This window comes from Roseovarius sp. S88, assembly GCF_037023735.1.
In the GTDB taxonomy this organism is placed as follows: Bacteria; Pseudomonadota; Alphaproteobacteria; order Rhodobacterales; family Rhodobacteraceae; genus Roseovarius; species Roseovarius phycicola.
The window spans coordinates 111,595-130,263 of record NZ_CP146069.1 but is presented as its reverse complement, the minus strand read 5'-3'; the positions used below and the strand labels follow the sequence as shown (position 1 = coordinate 130,263).

Below are 18,669 nucleotides of genomic sequence, written 5' to 3'. Positions count from 1 at the left end.
TTCACTGTAGATTGCAACACCCAGTGACGTAGCTGACGCCTTTGTCCTCGGTTAGGAAGAGGTCCACACTCATCCCGTATGCTCGATCTGACATGCCGTCAGAACACGCATCGCGATGAAAAATGAATGTATATACACGGTCACCGCCCTGGCCAAAAATCGCATATCGGTCTGTGCGATTTGACGCGGTCACTGGTTCAAGCATTTTGACATCGACTGCTGTTTCGCCAGGCCTTGAAAGTTGAGCAGTTTCACCGCCGGCGATTTCCAAAGTCCAAAAAGGTTCAGTGCCCGTGCACACCAGAGGTGTTGGCAATTCATCGTCGATTTGGCCCGGTTGGCGAGTTAAAAATTTCAACGACACCCATCCAGACATTTCGCCAATGTTAACCTGTCCCCATTCGCCGGCCTTATCGAATGAAACCACCTCTATATTTGTGTCTTCATGACCCAGTTTGCCGATGATGGATGCCGCGGTTCCTGGTGCCTCTCGGATATTGAGAACGTCATCAGGCGCCACGTTGGTGACATCATAGTAGGCCGGCAGTGCCTCTGACCACGCCGCCGATGCAAAGCTCAAAGCAAAAAGGATCGAAACCAGAACTCTCATCGCCGTGCATCCCAGCTACTAGATGCATGCTGGCGCGTGTAGAATTCGCCCAACAGACCAATGATGAGCAAAACACACCCAACGATAAAGGCGTATTCATACGAGGTGTTACGTGGATAATAGTTAATGAACACAAATCCCCTCGTCTGATCGATAATGTGAAACAAAGGATTCCAGTCAAACATAGCCAGCATGAAGCCCGGCAGGGCATTGGCAACAAAGAGCTTGCCAGACGCGATCATGTTTACACGGGTATAAACGGTTTTGAGCAAGTTTGCAGCGGTAGGAAACCAGGGTTTGAGCGCCATGAAAAGCAGCCCAACAGCGCAACCCGTGAACCATGCCAGCAGAAACATTCCAAAAGCTGGCACAGGTTGTGATATCTCAATTTCGTTTATGAGTGTGTGATACAGCAACAAGATAATGAACAAGGCTAACACTTGGGTGTAAAGCGCACCCAATGCTGCCGAACATATGGATACAACGGTGTTCATTGGTGCATGCTGCATCATGGGAGATGTTGACCCGTCCGCTCCGGCGACAGCTGAGACGGTCTTGATATGCATGAGATAGAGGAATACGCCAGACAGCATGTAGAGCAGAAAGTCGCCACGAATTTTGGCGGCTCGCAAGCCGAGAATTGAAAACATGAAGTAAAAAGCGAGCACGAAAATGACTGTTGTCAATATGCTGGTCAGAATAGCCATAAAGGCGTTTCCATGCGCTTTTCGTATGTCACGAACAGTGGCATGATAGATCACTTCTGTCAGAGTAATGACCGATCCAAGAAGCGTTGCTTTTCGCGTATTCTGAAACATGCCTGCCTAACCCAAGGACGTGTTCATGCTTTAAGCATCGAATTCTTGCCGTCCCGTTAGCACCGTATCATAAGGGTCGCACACCAATCCCGCAACATGGGCGTGTCGGGAGGCATTTATGGAGAGTGCATTGAACTACGAAACACTGGCTATAGTCATGCGACGCCTCGCGCTGGAAGCAGGTGACGTCATTATGGAGATTTACAACTCTGACGATTTTGATGTGAAGGTTAAGTCAGACTCAAGTCCAGTAACTGAAGCGGATGAAGCTGCGGATGCGCTGATATCGGCAGGTCTGAAAGCGGAGTTTCCCGATACGCTGCTCGTGACCGAAGAACAGGCGTCTACACATGACCAACAGGCGCAAACGTTTTTGATTGTTGATCCATTGGACGGAACGAAGGAGTTCATCAATCGCCGGGGAGACTTCACAGTAAACATTGCATTTGTTGAAAATGGCACTCCGACCCGAGGGGTCGTATATGCTCCGGCAAAAAACCGTATGTTTTTCACTCAGGCAGATGGAACGTCGGTAGAGGAATTAGGTCCTTTCGAGAAAGACAAGATTGGAGTTTTACATGATATCCAGGTCTCCAATCCGGATAACTCGGCGTTGCTCGTGGTGGCAAGCAAATCTCATCGTGATCAGGCGACGGACGACTACATCAACAAATATGCCGTCAAAGACATGAAGAGTGCAGGGTCCTCTTTGAAGTTTTGCCTGATTGCGACAGGTGAGGCCGACATTTACCCACGGGTTGGACGCACAATGGAATGGGATACCGCAGCAGGGCACGCCGTGTTGCATGGCGCGGGGGGCAAGGTCGTGCGTTTTGACGATCACACGCCACTTACCTACGGCAAAGACGGTTACGCCAATCCGTTTTTCATCGCGTATTCACCCGAAGTCTGCTTGAAACAACCAACATGAGCGTACTTATCGCGATACCTGCACGCTATGCATCTTCGCGTTATCCCGGAAAACCACTTGCCATGCTCAGCGGTGCAGATGGCACGCCCAAAAGCCTTATCCAACGCAGCTGGGAAGCTGCAAAATCGGTGAACGGCGTTGACCAAGTCGTTGTTGCAACAGATGACACGCGGATTCGCGACGAAGTTCAGGAATTTGGCGGCGAAGTTGTCATGACATCTTCAGAATGTGCGAACGGCACGGAAAGATGCGCGGAAGCTCACGTCAATTTGGGCGGTGGATTCGACATAATCGTGAACCTTCAGGGTGATGCGCCATTAACACCAAGCTGGTTTGTAGAAGATTTGGTAGCCGACTTAAAGTCGGACACATCTGCCGATGTGGCCACTCCCGTACTCAGGTGCGATGGTGAGGCTTTGAACGGATTTCTGGATGATCGCGCGCATGGCCGCGTCGGTGGCACAACCGCTGTTTTCGATGCAAGTCGCTATGGTCTGTACTTCTCCAAGGAAGTCATTCCCTTTACGCCAGATCGTTATGGTGATGGGGAAGCAACACCTGTTTTTCACCATGTCGGTGTCTACGCTTATCGTCCAACAGCTCTTGAGCAATACGTGACCTGGGGATGCGGCCCATTGGAATCACTAGAAGGTCTTGAACAATTAAGGTTTCTGGAAAATGGACGGCGTATTCTTTGCACAGAAGTGGATGCGAAAGGGCGAAAGTTTTGGGAGTTAAACAACCCAGAGGACGTACCCCGTATCGAAAGCATGATGCAGGCGATGGGAATGTGCTGAGTTTTTGACCAATCGGCGATATGTTGCTACGTAAACGATTAAAAAACGAATAAACTGTTATGTGTCGCCACGGAGTGGTCACATTTGTCCTGTTGTTACGAGTTGGGCTGTTGAGGAGCGGTAGATGCGAAAGAAACTGACCAAGGCAATTTTTCCTGTTGCTGGTATGGGCACACGCTTCTTACCGGCGACAAAATCTGTGCCGAAAGAAATCATGACGCTGGTTGATCGCCCGCTCGTTCAATATGCGATTGACGAAGCGCGCGCGGCCGGCATCAAAGAGTTTATTTTTGTCACATCTCGCGGAAAAGGCGCGCTAGAAGACTATTTCGACAATGCGCCGCAGTTGGAACAAGAACTGCGAAAAAAAGGTAAAGATGAGCTTCTGGAAGTGCTGCGTTCAACCAATATGGACAGTGGCGAGATTGCATACACCCGTCAGAACAAGCCTCTGGGTCTTGGTCATGCTGTTTGGTGTGCGCGGCGTTTGATTGCCAACGAGCCATTTGCCGTTATTTTGCCAGACGACGTTATTTCAGCGGACAAACCCTGTCTTCAGCAGATGGTGGAAGCCTATGAGGAAACAGGCGGCAACATCGTCGCTGCGATGGAAGTGCCTGATGAGCAAACCTCGTCTTACGGGATGCTGGATATCAAGGATGACATGGGTAAGATCGTGTCCACAAAAGGCATGGTTGAAAAACCAAACTTGGGAGAGTCTCCATCCAATCTGGCGGTTATTGGTCGCTACATCTTGACCCCAACGGTTCTTCAGAAACTGAACAAAAAGAAAACCGGAGCGGGTGGCGAGATTCAACTAACCGATGCCATCGCGGATGCACGCCAGGAAGGCGAAGAGGTTTATGGCTATCGCTTTGACGGGCGCCGTTTTGATTGTGGATCCAAGTCTGGCTTCCTGCAGGCTACAGTTGCCTTTGCGCTGGATCGACCGGAGCTTCGCGACGATTTGTGGGGCTTCCTTAGCGAAATGGTCAATGCGGCGAAAGCAGCTGAATAACCAGCTTTCGGGGGTTGAACTTGACACATGTCCTGGTCACCGGTGGGGCCGGATACATCGGATCGCATGCCTGCAAAGCGCTGAAAGCAGCGGGTTACATACCCGTCACATACGACAATCTTTCTACTGGATGGGCGGATGCGGTAAAATTTGGCCCGTTCGAAGAGGGCGATTTGCGGGATCGTGCGCGACTAGATGACGTGTTTTCCACATACGATCCAGCGGCCGTTCTGCATTTTGGAGCGCTGAGCCAAGTTGGCGAAAGCATGCATGACCCTGGGCTCTACTGGGACAACAATGTCATCGGGTCTCTCGTTCTGTGCCAGGCGGCCCTTGCAGCGGGATGCGAGAAGATTGTCTTTTCTTCCACCTGCGCGACCTATGGCGATCATGACAATGTGGTCTTGGATGAAACCTCTGCGCAACACCCGCTCAATGCCTACGGAGCCAGCAAGCGGGCCATTGAGGACATTTTAAATAATTTTGGTGTGTCGCATGGCCTGAAGCACGTGATCTTTCGCTACTTTAACGTCGCAGGAGCAGATCAAGATGCTGAAATCGGTGAATTTCACCATCCTGAAACGCATCTCGTCCCATTGATCCTTGATGCCATTTCCGGAAAACGGGACGCGTTGACTGTGTTTGGCACCGACTACGATACGCCAGATGGCACATGCATCAGAGACTATGTTCATGTGACTGATTTGGTCGATGCACATGTGCTTGGATTGAAGTGGCTGGATTCTGGACGAGACAATCGTGTGTTCAACCTCGGAACAGGCACCGGTTTTTCTGTTCGCGAAGTGGCGGGTCAAGCAGAGAAAACGACAGGACAGACTGTGCCACTCGTCTTCGGTGAAAGACGAGCTGGTGATTGCACTAAGTTGGTTTCTGGCTCCGAGCGTGCGCAGGCGGAACTGGGCTGGAATCCAAAGAAATCTACTCTGGACCAGATGATTTCTGATGCTTGGCGTTGGCATCAAACTGGACATTACGATAAATAAACCCGATTTTCAGGCAGAGGCACTAATTCGGGCAATTCATGAGCGCGCTGTCGAAAGCAGTATTCGCCTACAGACTTCGGTGGAAACGCCGTAGGTTGCTGTTTCGTGCGTTCCGAAAAAGGCGGCAGCTATCTTCCATCATCGACCGCACGCCACAAATTGCAGCACAGGATGTTCTCTTGTTTTCGACTGTGCGCAACGAAGCGATGCGGCTGCCTTATTTTCTTCATCACTACCGAAATTTGGGTGTTCGGCATTTCTTGTTTGTCGACAATGGTAGCGACGACGGGACGGCCGAATTTTTGATGCAACAGGAAGATGTTTCGCTTTGGCAAACTGACAAAAGTTACCGTTTATCCCGTTTTGGAGTTGATTGGGTTACGTGGTTGCAGATCAAGTTTGGGCACGGCCATTGGTGCCTTTCTGTAGATGCTGATGAAATTCTGATTTACCCGCATCACACGACACGCACGCTCCCCGCGTTGACGCAGTGGTTAGATCAACATGGCCACGAATCTTTCGGGGCGTTGATGTTGGACATGTATCCAAAAGGCCCGGTGGGGGACGAAGTTTACACGCCAGGCGACAACCCATTTGAAACGCTTCGGTGGTTCGATGGTGGAAACTACGTGATGCAGAAAAAAAGGACCTTCAAAATTTGTGGATTCAAGGCGGCGTCCGTGCACGATTGTTTTTCAAAGACCGTCCGAAACGAGCACCGACATTGGGCAAAATTCCACTGGTCAAATGGAACCGCAGATACGCGTATGTCAGCTCAGCGCATTCGCTTCTGCCTCGGCGGCTCAATCACGTTTATGATGACGACGGAGGTGAACGCATATCAGGTGTTCTGTTGCACTCGAAGTTCCTCAATTTGATAGTTGAGCGAGCTGACGAAGAAAAACACCGTGCTGAGCACTTCGCTAATTCCAAATTGTATGACGATTACTACGACGCTCTCACCGCAAATCCAACCCTGTGGTGCGAGGGGTCGAGCAGATTGTTGGGTTGGCGTCAGTTGGAGGCTATGGGTTTGATGTCAAAGGGGAACTGGGTGTGAGTTTTGTTAGGGAGTTTACCTACTTTACCCAATCACTTAGTATAGTGTTCACGAGTAGTGACAGGCAATTTTGGGCTGAAGTCATCAGCAAAATCCTGCAAAAAGGTTGCGTTAAGCGCCAAGTCCTAAGGTGTCAATTAGAATTGATGCCTGCAGTGAGGGTTTGATCGTTGAGTTTGTTGCAGTCATACGTGATGCGACTGCGCAGAAAGCGCCACCAAGTCCGCGCGTTTCGAAAGCATTTTTCGCTCAAACCCGTGGTGAACCGCACCGGCAAAATTCTACCTGGCGACATTTTGTTGTTCTCGACTATTCGGGATGAGAATGTTCGACTTCCCTACTTTCTCAAATACTATCGAAATCTTGGTGTTTCGCACTTCCTGATTGTTGATAACGACAGCAGCGATGGTGGGCGAGAGTATCTTGCGAACCAAAGCGACGTGTCGGTCTGGACAACCAAGGCGAGCTACAAGAACTCAAAGTTTGGTGTTGATTGGCTAAACTGGTTACAGAGAAAATATGGACATGGGCACTGGACGCTTGTGGTCGACCCCGATGAATTGTTCATTTACCCGTTCTGTGACACGCGACCTATACGCGCTTTGACCGATTGGCTTGACGTCAGCCAAGTGCGTTCGTTCGGCGCGATGTTGTTGGACATGTACCCCAAAGGCCGGATTGATGCGGTGCCTTATTTGCCCGGTCAGGATCCTGTGGAGATCGCCAGTTGGTTTGACCCCGGCAACTATGTAATCGAAAAGAACAAACGATATGGCAACCTGTGGATTCAAGGTGGGCCGCGCAGTCGGATGTTTTTCACTGACAAGCCCACAAAGGCGCCCGCTCTGAACAAGACGCCATTGGTCAAATGGGACAAGCGTTACACCTACATCAGCTCTACGCACATGCTTTTGCCCCGTGGGCTCAATCTTACTTACGATGAATGGGGAGGAGAAAAGGCCAGTGGAATCCTGCTTCACGTGAAGTTTTTGAACACGTTTGCCGCCAAAGCCGAAGAAGAGTTGAAGCGCAAACAGCACTATCAAGGCAGCGTCGAATACAAGGCCTATGTCGACTCTGTGAAAGAGAATCCAGACCTTTGGTGCAAATGGTCGGAAAAATATATAAACTGGAGGCAACTTGAGATCCTCGGACTAATGTCTAAGGGGAACTGGGCATGAAGAAGAGCAGTAGATGAGCGTTGGCATTATAATGCTGGTTCACACGGCTTTTGACCGTGCAGAGCAGGTGGCACGCCATTGGTCTGCTGCAGGTTGCCCTATTGTCGTGCATGTCGACAAGAACGTGCTGCCAGGCCCATACAATGGTTTTGTCGAAGCGTTGTCTGATCTGCCAAATGTTCGGTTTTCCAAAAGGCATCGATGCGAATGGGGCACTTGGGCGTTGGTGGCGGCGACACAAAGTGCTTCACGCCTCATGCTGGATCAGTTTACGCATGTGCGGCACGTGTATCTTGCGTCCGGGTCGTGCCTTCCATTGCGGCCAGTTCAGGAACTGATTGATTACTTGGCAGAACGACCTCAAACAGACTTTATCGAGTCCGCAACAACGTCTGATGTGCCATGGACAATCGGTGGTTTCGACAAAGAGCGGTTCACGCTTCGATTTCCGTTTTCGTGGCGCAATAACAGATTCATGTTCGACAGGTACGTCGCACTTCAACGCTTGATCCGTTATCGTCGGCGCATCCCCAACGGAATTGTACCGCATATGGGAAGCCAATGGTGGTGCCTGACCAGACAAACGTTGTCGGCCATTCTCGATGATCCGGACCGTGCCGTATATGATCGGTATTTCAGCAAGGTTTGGATACCCGACGAAAGCTATTTCCAGACGTTGGCGCGACTTTATTCCCGGCAAATCGAAAGCCGGTCTCTCACGCTTTCGAAATTCGACTATCAGGGTAAGCCACACATTTTCTACGATGATCATTTACAGCTTTTGCGCCGTTCTGATTGCTTCGTTGCCCGTAAGATTTGGCCTTTCGCCAATCGCCTCTATGATGCGTTTTTGACCGACCCTGCCGGCGCGATGAAACGGACTGAGCCCAACCCTGGCAAAATCGACCGAATTTTTGCCAAGGCTGTGGAGCGGCGGACGCGCGGGCGACGCGGTCTGTTTATGCAAAGCCGTTTTCCTGTCGAGGGGCGCGAAAATGGGCTGACCTGCGCGCAGTATTCGGTCTTTCAGGGATTCAGTGACCTCTTTGAAAATTTCGAACCCTGGCTTGGAAAGGTCACGGGAACCCGGGTGCATGGTCACTTGTTTGCACCAGAAAAAGCCGAATTCTCTGAATATCAGACGGTGATGAATGGAGCGTTGAGCGACAATGCTACATTGCGCGACTACAATCCGCGCGCGTTTCTTTCCAGTCTCATTTGGAACACCCGCGGTGAACGGCAGTGTTTTCAGATGGGCCCTCGTGACAAGATCCGGGATATCGAATGGGATATCGCAAAAGACCCAAATGCGCAGATCTCGGTAATATCGGGTGCCTGGGCGGTGACGCTCTTCAAATCGAACAAGAATTTTTCAGACATTCGTCAGGAAGCTGCGCGGTTGCAACAAACCGAGAGCAAACATCTAGAGGTTCTGCGGTCTCCCTGGGCCAAGGCGCGGGTGCGGATTTGGACCATGGCAGAGTTTATCGAAGCGCCGATGGAACCTTTGCAGACGATTATTGATGAGATCGGGAAACAAACACAGTTTGGACTGGCTGAGGTGCCGAAAATGTCTGATCTGACAGGGTTCGGCCAGTTTCTCCAAAACCTGAAAAATCAGGGCATGCACCCCTACCTCATGGGTGACTTTCCGGTTGAGCACAGGCTGCATGAGCCAGACCAGGACAAACCAAAACCCTATCTGGTGCGATAGAGTAGATGGCAAATCGGTTCGACTATTTTGTATTGTTCGCCGAGATGCGCACAGGTTCGAACTTCCTTGAATCTAACATTAACTCGTTTGACCGATTTGAGTGTTTCGGGGAGGCATTCAACCCGCACTTCATTGGTTACCCCAACAAAACAGAAATTGCAGGAGTGACACGCGCAACCCGCGATGCCGATCCGCTTCGTTTGATCGATGCTATCAAAAACAGGCCTGCGGGTTTGGGTGGGTTTCGGTATTTCCATGACCATGACCCAAGAATATTGGACACAGTTTTAGATGACACCCGATGTGCTAAAATCATCCTCACTCGCAATCCACTGGACAGCTATGTCTCTTGGAAAATTGCGCAGGCCACGGGGCAATGGAAACTTACAAACGTAAAACGGCGTAAAGACAGCCGTGTCCGGTTCGATGGGGACGAGTTTGAGACGCATCTGAACCAGACACACGACTTTCAGGTCCGATTGATGAACCATCTTCAAAAATCCGGGCAAACGGCATTTTACCTGGCCTATGAGGATCTACAGGATATTAACGTCATTAATGGTCTTGCTCAGTTTTTAGGGAGCGAAGAGCAACTTGACGCGCTGGACAAGGGACTCAAAAAACAAAACCCAAGCTCGCTCACTGACAAGGTTTCGAATCCGCATGACTTTGAAAAAGCCATAGCGCGACTTGATCGCTTCAATTTGCACCGGACTCCCAGTTTCGAGCCACGCCGCGGGCCTGCTGCCCCCAGCTTTGTCACTTGCAAAGAAGCACCACTGCTTTATTTGCCCGTTCGATCCGGACCAGAAGGCTCGGTGCTAAACTGGATGGCGCAACTTGATGGCGGCACGAGCGAAGACTTGCAGACAGGCCTTAATCAAAAATCGCTGCGGCAGTGGAAGCGTAAGAACACTGGCCACCGCAGTTTTACCGTACTGCGGCATCCCGTTGTGCGGGCGCATCATGCGTTCTGCACCAAGATATTGAAGACCGGACCAGGAACGTTTGACGGTATTCGAAAAATTCTAAGGAACTCGTTCAAAATCCCTTTGCCAGGGAAATTTCCGTCGGAGGAGTACGGGTTGGCAGAGCATCGAGATGCGTTTTTAGGGTTTCTTGATTTTTTGATCGCAAACTTGGCGGGTCAAACTGCAATTCGTGTTGATGCCCATTGGGCGACTCAATCTGCGGTTCTTCAGGGCATGGCCCAATTCATCATTCCTGATCACATTTTTCGAGAGAGTGAAATGGGCGATGAATTGTCGAGACTCGCGGTGCAGGTTGGGTGGAAAGATGCTCCGGGTCTAGTGGTTCAGGAAGATGATCTGCCCTTCAAACTTGCGGACATCTATGATGACAAGATTGAGCAACGTATCGCGCAGATCTATCAGCGTGACTACATGATGTTCGGATTTGATGCTTGGAAATCCAACTAAAGCTTTTTGTGTGTTTCGACTTTATCTATGCCTCAGGCTAAAACCAAAACGCTTCGTCGTTAGGCGGCTTGAACTGACTGTGACTCTGTAATGATCGCGTACAGCGTTGCCGGATCATTGTTGGCGCGCAGTTTGGCACATATGGAGGTGTCACGCAGTGTTCTTGACACAAGAGCCAGAGCCTTGAGATGTTCTACCCCTGCATCTTTTGGCGCAAACAGAGCGAACACAAGATCAACAGGTTGCCGATCAACGGATGAGAAATCGATTGGTGAATCCAAGTGCAGTACAGCTCCGACCACTTTGTCCGTGCCATCAAGCCGGGCATGCGGAAGGGCCACGCCATGCCCCACGCCAGTGGGCCCAAGGGCTTCGCGTTCCAATAGAGCCTCGACAGCACGTGTTTGATCCAGGCCGTACGCTGCCTCAGCAATTGCGCCGAGTTCATGCAAAAGGCGTTTTTTGCTCGAAATAGAGGAAAATACCCGAATCGCCTCTGGTTTGAGGATTTCAGAAAATTGCATCTAATTGTTGCTCCGAGGCGCAGGATCTCTTGCCTGCTGCCAATTTGGTTTACGGATCGATCCACCCAATGTTGCCGTCATCTCTGCGATACACGACGTTCAATCCATCTTTGCCTTCGTTTCTGAACACAAGAACCGGCGCACCCGCCAATTCCATCTGCATAACTGCTTCGCCTACGGAAAGAGAAGGGATTTTCGTTTCCATTTCAGCCACGATGATGGGCTGAAGCGTATCCGGTTCCGAATCCTCTCCGATACTGTCGGAAGCGAGGATATAGGCGGAAGCTTCTGAAAGTTCAACCGGTTCCGAACGCTGTCTGTGATGATCTTTCAATCGCCGTTTATAGCGGCGGAGTTGTTTTTCCATCTTTTCGCTGCATTGGTCGAACGCTGCATAGATTTCGTGTGCATGCGCCTTGGCCTGCGCTGTCAGACCTGTAGAGAGATGAATGGTTGCTTCACACACAAATTCTGCTGCGCTCTTGGAAAATATGACGTTCGCATCGGTCGGGCGCTCTGCATACTTCTCCACAACTGAATTCAATTCATTCTCTACGTGGGTCTGCAATGCGCTTCCGATGTCGATTTGTTTTCCAGTGATCTGATAGCGCATAGAATATCCTCCAAAAGGCCGAGAAAGCATCAAGCGGGTAACAAGCCCGTTTGATCGTTGCTTTGGTCGGGAAATTGAGCCCATCGGGTTGCTTGATCAAAGTTTGTCCGGTCACACCAGAATGACTCAGCTATCAATGTAACGACCGCAAAAGGCATACTGCTATTTGAGGCTTTTTGTAGGTTACTTGTCAATGAGGTTGGCGTTAACGTACCGGCTTTATAAGCGACATTTTCGCTAAGAAATCCGAAAATTATCACCAAGATAGACGCGGCGGACATTTTCGTTTGTGACCACTTCATCGGGGGAGCCAGACATCAACACTTTGCCATCGTGAAGAATGTAGGCGCGATCCACAATTTCGAGCGTCTCGCGCACGTTGTGGTCCGTGATGAGAACACCGATACCTCGTTTTTTCAGGTCGGCGACCAAGTGGCGGATGTCACCAACAGAAATCGGATCGACACCAGCAAACGGCTCGTCCAGCAAGAGATATTTTGGATGCGCCGCAAGGCAGCGCGCAATTTCGACACGGCGGCGTTCCCCGCCCGACAGAGCCAGTGCAGGCGCGCGCCGCAGGTGCTCAATTGAAAACTCCGAAAGGAGTTCCTCCAGGCGTTCGCGTCTTTTGCGGCGTGAAGGTTGAGAAATATCCAGGATGGACATGATGTTGTCTTCGACGCTCATACCCCGAAAGATTGACATCTCTTGTGGCAAGTACCCGATGCCCAGTTTGGCGCGTCGGTACATCGGCAAATTGGAAACGTCTCTGCCATCAATCGAGACACTGCCGCCCTCGGAGTAGACCAGTCCTGCAATGGCATAGAATGTCGTGGTTTTGCCCGACCCATTTGGCCCAAGAAGCGCAACAACCTCACCTTGCTGCAGTTGCAGTGACACATCCCGTATTACCACACGTTTCTTATAACTTTTACGAAGGTTATTGATGGTCAGGCCGGTGTTTTCGTGGGCGATGTGAAGGTCAGGTATGGCCATATTCAATTTTCCGGCTGGAGAATGGTTTTCACGCGGCCACTCACGCGCGCCGTGCCTGCACGCGTATCGACAAACATTTTGTCACCGGTCAAAGCATTGGTGCCTTGAACAAGCAACACGCTTCCCTGCATTTCGATCATGCCTGAGTCGATGTTGTAGTCAGCTTGCTGTGCTTCGGCGGCATCCTGACCACTCACCAATGTAACACCACCTGTAGCTTGTAGTTTTTCAATGCCGCTTTGATCTGGCTTATATACCACCAGAACACGGGGTGCAGATAACCTCATTTCGCCCTGCCCGATCAAGACGTTACCAGTGAAAACGGCTGTCCCATCTTCCTGGTTCACATTCAAATTATCGGCTGTCACCTCGACCGGGAGTCGGCTGTCTTGGGCGGTATCGCCAAAAGCGATTTGAGCACCCTGCGCCAAAGCAACGTTTGGAGCCCAGAATATAGCCAAAAGCAGAAAGGAGTGTACGAACCGAAGCAAGAGGATCATTCCTTGGAGATGTGACCGGTGTATATCAGTTTCACCCCGTTGGTGAAAACCAAATGTGCGGTTCCCGTCTCTTCGTTGCTGTTCAACGTCATGCGACCGGCCGTCAGTGTGCCTGGTGGCCCTTCGCCTGCAATCGGTCCAGGAGACTCGGCATAGAGCACGTTGAAGTCAGCGTTCAGTTGGTTTGTGGTAACATCATACCCGGTGGTTGTTACGACGCGCACGTTTCCCGCCATCGTCGCGGTGTTTCGCGCCTGGTTCATCTTTGCAGTTTCGGAGGACACATCGATCACTGCACCTGACACCAACAGTAGTTCCGCAGACACATCAGTTGCATCAATAATCTGTGCATCTTCTTGTGAAGGCCGCGCAGAAACAGCATCCAGCATGATCTCGTCTCCGCCGCGAGTCACGCCTGCGAAGGCCGCGTTTGTCGCGCCTTGGTCTTGGGCGCGTTGTTCAAGGTCCAGCTCGACCACCGGAATCGCTTTGGTTGGGTCGACACTCTGCGATATAAGAAACAATGTTGACAAAAGACCGAGTGCTGCCAGAGGCAGGATGATCTTCATCCATGCTACCAATCGCGAGTAAAAATCGTCCTGCAAGGTCATCATTAATGCGCGAAGATATCCGTTTCCGGCCAGCCAGCCAAATCCAGCTTGGCACGGGTGGGAAGAAAGTCGAAGCAGGATTTTGCCATTTCGACCCGACCTTCGCGCTCTAGGCGCAAGTCCAGTTTTTCCTTCAGCTGGTGAAGATAGAGTACATCCGAAGCCGCATAGACGAGCTGGGCATCTGTCAAATTGGACGCACCCCAGTCCGAGGATTGTTGTTGTTTGGAAATATCGATGTCGAGCAGTTCTTGCAAAAGGTACTTCAGACCATGGCGATCTGTGTACGTTCGCACCAATTTGCTTGCTATTTTTGTGCAGTACACGGGCCGTGTCAGAGCACCAAAGGCGTTAAACAGTGCGGCGATATCGAAGCGCCCAAAGTGGAAGAGTTTGAGCACCTCAGGGTCTTCCAAAAGTTTTTCGAGGTTGGGTGCCGATGTTTGCCCTTGCTCGATTTGAACAATATGCGCATCGCCGTCACCGCCGGACAGCTGTACGACACACAAACGATCACGATGCGGGTTCAGGCCCATCGTTTCGCAGTCAATGGCCACGCTGGGTCCCAACTCAAGACCATCTGGGAGATCGTTTTTATGAAAGTGGTTCGCCATTCAAAATTCCCTTCGTGGAGGGAATGGTGCCCAGGAGAGGACTCGAACCTCCACGTCCATACGGACACTAGCACCTGAAGCTAGCGCGTCTACCAATTCCGCCACCTGGGCCGGTGTCGTCTGGGGCATGTAGCCATCTGGTCGAAGTGTGTCAACGTCAATTCTCACTAACTCCTGAGACATCAAACCGCCTTGTCGAAAAGCGATGACAGAGGTACGAAGAGACACGCAGGCGCAACGGGAGCACCTCTTATGTCGCAACTTGTCACAATCTATGGCGGTTCTGGTTTTGTAGGGCGATATATTGCTCGCAGGCTGGCAAAATCCGGCTGGCGGGTCCGGGTCGCTGTGCGGCGTCCCAACGAGGCAATGCATGTGAAACCCTACGGCGTTGTGGGACAGGTTGAGCCGGTCTTTTGCAATATCCGAGACGATGACAGTGTACGTTCGGTGATGCAGGGGGCTGATGCCGTTGTCAATTGTGTGGGCACGTTCGACAAAGGCGGAAAGAACAATTTTGAGGCTGTCCAGCATCACGGTGCCGAACGTATTGCGCGCATTGCTGCGGAAGAGGGTGTTGGACGGATGGTCCATATCTCTTCGATTGGCGCGGATGAGACGTCTGACAGTCTTTACAGCCAGTCCAAGGCAAAGGGCGAAGCGGCTGTGCTGTCGCATATGCCTGGTGCTGTCATCCTACGGCCATCTGTTGTTTTTGGACCAGAAGATCAGTTTTTCAATCGATTTGCCGGACTGACCCGGTTTGGTCCAGTCCTGCCTGTTGTCGGGGCCGACACCAAATTTCAGCCAGTTTATGTGGACAATGTTGCAGAGGCGGTCGCGATGAGCGTTGAGGGTAATGCCGCTTCGGGTGTCTATGAGTTGGGCGGGCCGGATGTGAACACATTTCGCGAACTGATGCAGCACATGCTTAGGGTTATTCGCCGTCGCCGACTGATCCTCAATATTCCGTTTTGGGCGGCCAATGCGATGGCCACGGGAATGGAGGCGGTTCAATTTCTAACCGGAGGTCTTGTGCCACCACAGATCACGCGTGATCAGGTTAGAAGCCTGCGCGTTGATAATGTTGCGCAAGAGGGTGCCAAGACACTGGCGGACCTCGGCATAAGACCTGTCGCGATTGAAGCGGTGATCCCCGATTATCTTTGGCGTTTCCGACCTGCGGGACAATATGAAGCTCTGAAAGAGTCGGCGAAAAATCTGCGTGCAGATTGATATCGGCCTTAGGTGTAGGCGATAAAGAGCAGCACCAAACCCAACAGAACGCGGTAAATCACGTAGGGTGTGAATGACACGCTGCGCAATAGGCGCATCATGAGCACAAGCGCCAAGAGCGCTGCTACAAAAGCGATAGCTGCTGCGATTGCACCATCTCTGAGCAAAGCCATATCTGCATTCACCATGGTTTCGCCTGCCAGGAACACGCCGCTTGCAATGATGGTTGGGATCGACATGAGCATCGCAATTTTGGCCGCGTCGTGTCGGGCGTATCCCATGAAACGTGCACCTGTTATTGTGATGCCAGAGCGTGACGTGCCGGGTATAAGGGCGATGGCTTGCCAGACGCCTATGACCAATGCGTCGGGGATTGACCAGTCTTTATCTGCTTTGGATGTTCCGCCGACCTGATCGGACCAATATAGGAATAAGCCGAACACGAGCATGGCCCATCCGATGACAGCTATGGAGCGTAGAGATTCGTCTAGGCCGGTGATCTTTAGGATAAGACCAAATGCTACCACGGGAACGGATGCGACAACGAGCAAAAGTGCAAGCTTTGCTCCTTCGGTGTCGATCTTGCCGATGCACATGCGAGGCAACCCAAGGAGTGCCAACTTCACGTCATTCCAGAAATAGATGATGACTGCAAATAACGTGCCGACATGGACGGCGACATCAATCGCTTGGCCCTGATCTTCCATACCGGTCAAACTTGGCAACAAGATAAGGTGCCCAGAGGAGGATACAGGCAAAAATTCTGTGATGCCTTGGATGACGGCCACCAGAATCAGTTGGAAAAGCGGCATGCTTGCGCCTCTGTTTTTGTCTCCAGCCCAGCTATAAACCACTAGAATTGAGAGAAAAGAAGTCATTTAGTTCCGAATCGGACCCAAAATTCAAAGATTTTTCTTAAAAAACTGCCACTCAGAACAAAGTTTCAGCTATTAGGTCATACTTTATGACTTTATTTTGCCATTCCTGTCCTTTAGAGAGATTGGGCTGGAGGAATGGAGGCTTTCGTGGCGAATGAGCAGATGTTGAAATTCGTAACTGTCGAACGGGACATGCCGGAAAAGCGGGATGCAGAGGTTCGCAGAGAGGATTTCGGAGAAATCTATGCGGAATATGCTGACGAAAAGGCAAAGGAACAGTCCGCGCGCTGCAGTCAGTGCGGCGTGCCCTATTGTCAGAATCATTGCCCACTGCACAACAACATTCCCGATTGGCTTCGCCTTACAGCGGAAGGCCGATTGCAAGAGGCATATGATATCAGTCAGGCAACGAATACGTTCCCAGAAATCTGCGGCCGTATCTGCCCTCAAGACCGCTTGTGCGAAGGCAATTGTGTGATCGAACAGTCGGGTCATGGCACAGTGACGATCGGGGCCGTTGAGAAATACATAACGGATACTGCTTGGGAAGAAGGCTGGGTTCAGCCAATTGCACCACAAGTTGAACGAACAGAGTCCGTTGGGATAATCGGCGCGGGCCCCGGTGGGCTGGCGGCGGCAGATGTCCTGCGTCAGGCAGGCCTTCAGGCGACGGTTTATGACCGATATGACCGTGCAGGTGGGCTTCTCACCTATGGCATTCCTGGTTTTAAACTTGAAAAAGACGTTGTCATGCGTCGCATCGACCAGCTTGAACAAGGTGGCGTCGCATTCGAAATGAACTGCGATGTGGGTCAGGATGTCTCGTTTGCGGATATTCAGGCCAGACACAACGCTGTCTTGATCGCAACTGGTGTCTATAAAAGCCGAGAACTGCCTGGGCCAGGCGCTGGGGCGTCCGGGATCGTGCGCGCGATTGACTATCTCACGGCCAGTAATCGCAAGAGTTTTGGCGACGATGTGCCTGAGTTTGACAGTGGTGAACTGAACGCAGAAGGCAAACGCGTCATTGTCATCGGTGGCGGCGACACAGCGATGGATTGCGTGCGCACTGCGGTGCGGCAAGGCGCGACATCAGTGAAATGCCTTTATCGCCGAGATCGTGCCAATATGCCTGGAAGTCAGCGCGAAGTGGCCAATGCAGAGGAAGAAGGCGTCGAGTTTGTTTGGCTTAGTGCGCCCAAAGCGTTTCACGGTAATCCAGTCAGTACTGTCAAAGTTCAGCAAATGCGTTTGGGGCCACCCGATGCGACAGGACGTCAGAGCCCGGAAGAAATTGATGGGGCTGATTTTGATGAACCAGCGGAACTGGTGATCAAGGCGTTGGGATTTGAGGCCGAAGACCTCCCTGCCCTATGGAACCAGAGTGGATTGGAAGTCACGCGCTGGGGTACTGTTCGAGCTGAATATGGGACGGGCCGGACATCATTGCAGGGTGTTTACGCGATTGGAGACATTGTTCGTGGTGCAAGCCTTGTTGTCTGGGCAATCCGGGATGGGCGGGATGCGGCGCAGACCATTCTAGATGATTTGCAGGGCGCACAAGCGGTCGCTGCTGAGTAAAAACCAACGTCGGTATCGTGTCGGTATTACGTCGGTATCGCGTCGGTGCGGTTGTGAAAGACCAAAACAGGATGATCAGGCTGGCTGACCTAAGTGGTTAAGGAAAACTGAATGCCGAAAAAAGCGATTAATGAAATTTCAGGACAGTGCCTTTGCGGCGCTGTAACAGTTCATGCCCGCTTTGCTTCGTCGATCATACGCGCGTGCCACTGTGAAATGTGCCGTCGCCACACGAGTTCGATGTTTATGTCCCTAGCCACCGAACCTGGAAGTGTAAGTTTTGATGGCCCGGCAAAAAGCTATCGGTCATCAGACTGGGCCGAGCGCGGGTTTTGTGAGATCTGCGGATCTACACTTTGGTACGGAACCGTTAATGACGGTATCCGACATCCCGCCGCTGGGCTGTTTGAAAATGCTGCTGGCGTGCCGCTGAAACTGGAATTTTTTGCCGATAATGCGCCGGATGGTTATTCACTCGCCGGTGAACACAGAAAAATGACGACGCAAGAAACTTTAGATTTGTTTGCGCCAAAAGAAGGGTGAA

Annotated in this window: 19 protein-coding genes, 1 tRNA gene and 1 pseudogene; 11 read left to right on the top strand and 10 right to left on the bottom strand. The window is 51.4% G+C overall.

All coding sequences use genetic code 11. The annotated features are described in order from the left end of the window. Window position 1 precedes the first annotated feature (1 nt). Complete coding sequence (locus tag RZ517_RS00585; protein WP_338549562.1) at window positions 2–610, bottom strand: SH3 domain-containing protein; 609 nt, start codon at window positions 608–610, stop codon at window positions 2–4. Next, window positions 607–1,428 carry an ABC transporter permease gene (locus tag RZ517_RS00580; protein ID WP_338549561.1) on the bottom strand — a complete coding sequence of 274 codons (822 nt, stop codon included), beginning with the start codon at window positions 1,426–1,428 and terminating at the stop codon, window positions 607–609. The genes RZ517_RS00585 and RZ517_RS00580 overlap by 4 nt, the downstream gene beginning before the upstream one ends. Before the next feature lie 130 nt (window positions 1,429–1,558). On the opposite strand from RZ517_RS00580, the gene cysQ reads away from it, so the two are divergent. The 8 genes and pseudogenes from cysQ (at window position 1,559) to RZ517_RS00540 (ending at window position 10,572) form a co-directional block, all read left to right on the top strand. After that, window positions 1,559–2,359, top strand: coding sequence for a 3'(2'),5'-bisphosphate nucleotidase CysQ (gene cysQ / locus RZ517_RS00575; RefSeq protein WP_338549560.1), 801 nt, complete (start codon window positions 1,559–1,561; stop codon window positions 2,357–2,359). Next, window positions 2,356–3,156: a 3-deoxy-manno-octulosonate cytidylyltransferase gene (gene kdsB, locus RZ517_RS00570; RefSeq protein ID WP_338549559.1), complete on the top strand. Its 801-nt coding sequence runs from the start codon at window positions 2,356–2,358 to the stop codon at window positions 3,154–3,156. Before cysQ ends, kdsB begins: the two co-directional genes overlap by 4 nt. A 124-nt stretch (window positions 3,157–3,280) precedes the next feature. Next, window positions 3,281–4,174, top strand: a complete 894-nt coding sequence (gene galU, locus RZ517_RS00565; protein ID WP_338549558.1) for a UTP--glucose-1-phosphate uridylyltransferase GalU — start codon at window positions 3,281–3,283, stop codon at window positions 4,172–4,174. 20 nt (window positions 4,175–4,194) lie between these two features. Then, window positions 4,195–5,178 (top strand): UDP-glucose 4-epimerase GalE, encoded by a 984-nt coding sequence (gene galE, locus RZ517_RS00560; protein ID WP_338549557.1) that lies wholly within the window; start codon window positions 4,195–4,197, stop codon window positions 5,176–5,178. Between the two features lie 38 nt (window positions 5,179–5,216). Next, window positions 5,217–6,238, top strand: a pseudogene (locus RZ517_RS00555) (glycosyltransferase family 2 protein). 194 nt (window positions 6,239–6,432) lie between these two features. Then, window positions 6,433–7,419: a glycosyltransferase family 2 protein gene (locus RZ517_RS00550; RefSeq protein WP_338549556.1), complete on the top strand. Its 987-nt coding sequence runs from the start codon at window positions 6,433–6,435 to the stop codon at window positions 7,417–7,419. Window positions 7,420–7,432: 13 nt separating this feature from the next. Beyond that, entirely contained in the window at window positions 7,433–9,133 is a 1,701-nt protein-coding gene (locus RZ517_RS00545; RefSeq protein ID WP_338549555.1) for a beta-1,6-N-acetylglucosaminyltransferase, read from the top strand. A 5-nt stretch (window positions 9,134–9,138) separates the two neighbouring features. Continuing rightward, on the top strand, window positions 9,139–10,572 hold the full coding sequence (locus RZ517_RS00540) for a sulfotransferase family 2 domain-containing protein (protein ID WP_338549554.1): 1,434 nt from the start codon (window positions 9,139–9,141) through the stop codon (window positions 10,570–10,572). 59 nt (window positions 10,573–10,631) lie between these two features. Here RZ517_RS00540 and RZ517_RS00535 read toward each other — a convergent pair whose 3' ends face one another. From RZ517_RS00535 to RZ517_RS00505, 7 genes are all read right to left on the bottom strand, one after another. Beyond that, entirely contained in the window at window positions 10,632–11,096 is a 465-nt protein-coding gene (locus tag RZ517_RS00535) for a PTS sugar transporter subunit IIA (protein ID WP_338549553.1), read from the bottom strand. Between the two features lie 49 nt (window positions 11,097–11,145). Next, a complete protein-coding gene (gene hpf / locus RZ517_RS00530; protein WP_338549552.1) occupies window positions 11,146–11,709 on the bottom strand; it encodes a ribosome hibernation-promoting factor, HPF/YfiA family in 564 nt (187 codons plus the stop codon). Window positions 11,710–11,946: 237 nt separating this feature from the next. Next, window positions 11,947–12,705 (bottom strand): LPS export ABC transporter ATP-binding protein, encoded by a 759-nt coding sequence (lptB, locus tag RZ517_RS00525; RefSeq protein ID WP_338549551.1) that lies wholly within the window; start codon window positions 12,703–12,705, stop codon window positions 11,947–11,949. A gap of 2 nt (window positions 12,706–12,707) precedes the next feature. Beyond that, complete coding sequence (gene lptA / locus RZ517_RS00520) at window positions 12,708–13,196, bottom strand: lipopolysaccharide transport periplasmic protein LptA (protein ID WP_422395553.1); 489 nt, start codon at window positions 13,194–13,196, stop codon at window positions 12,708–12,710. Window positions 13,197–13,201: 5 nt separating this feature from the next. Continuing rightward, window positions 13,202–13,774 carry an LPS export ABC transporter periplasmic protein LptC gene (gene lptC / locus RZ517_RS00515; RefSeq protein WP_338549549.1) on the bottom strand — a complete coding sequence of 191 codons (573 nt, stop codon included), beginning with the start codon at window positions 13,772–13,774 and terminating at the stop codon, window positions 13,202–13,204. A gap of 44 nt (window positions 13,775–13,818) precedes the next feature. Continuing rightward, entirely contained in the window at window positions 13,819–14,430 is a 612-nt protein-coding gene (locus tag RZ517_RS00510; RefSeq protein ID WP_338549548.1) for a ribonuclease D, read from the bottom strand. A 24-nt stretch (window positions 14,431–14,454) separates the two neighbouring features. Beyond that, window positions 14,455–14,541 (bottom strand) — tRNA-Leu (locus RZ517_RS00505). 141 nt (window positions 14,542–14,682) lie between these two features. Here RZ517_RS00505 and RZ517_RS00500 point away from each other — a divergent pair. Continuing rightward, window positions 14,683–15,666, top strand: a complete 984-nt coding sequence (locus tag RZ517_RS00500) for a complex I NDUFA9 subunit family protein (RefSeq protein WP_338549547.1) — start codon at window positions 14,683–14,685, stop codon at window positions 15,664–15,666. A gap of 8 nt (window positions 15,667–15,674) precedes the next feature. Here the strand turns inward: RZ517_RS00500 and RZ517_RS00495 are convergent, their stop codons facing one another. Beyond that, window positions 15,675–16,478, bottom strand: coding sequence for an undecaprenyl-diphosphate phosphatase (locus RZ517_RS00495; protein ID WP_338549546.1), 804 nt, complete (start codon window positions 16,476–16,478; stop codon window positions 15,675–15,677). Between the two features lie 213 nt (window positions 16,479–16,691). Between RZ517_RS00495 and RZ517_RS00490 the strand changes: the two genes are divergently transcribed. Continuing rightward, entirely contained in the window at window positions 16,692–18,125 is a 1,434-nt protein-coding gene (locus tag RZ517_RS00490) for an NAD(P)-dependent oxidoreductase (RefSeq protein WP_338549545.1), read from the top strand. Between the two features lie 111 nt (window positions 18,126–18,236). Then, a complete protein-coding gene (locus RZ517_RS00485) occupies window positions 18,237–18,668 on the top strand; it encodes a GFA family protein (protein WP_338549544.1) in 432 nt (143 codons plus the stop codon). Window position 18,669 lies beyond the last annotated feature (1 nt).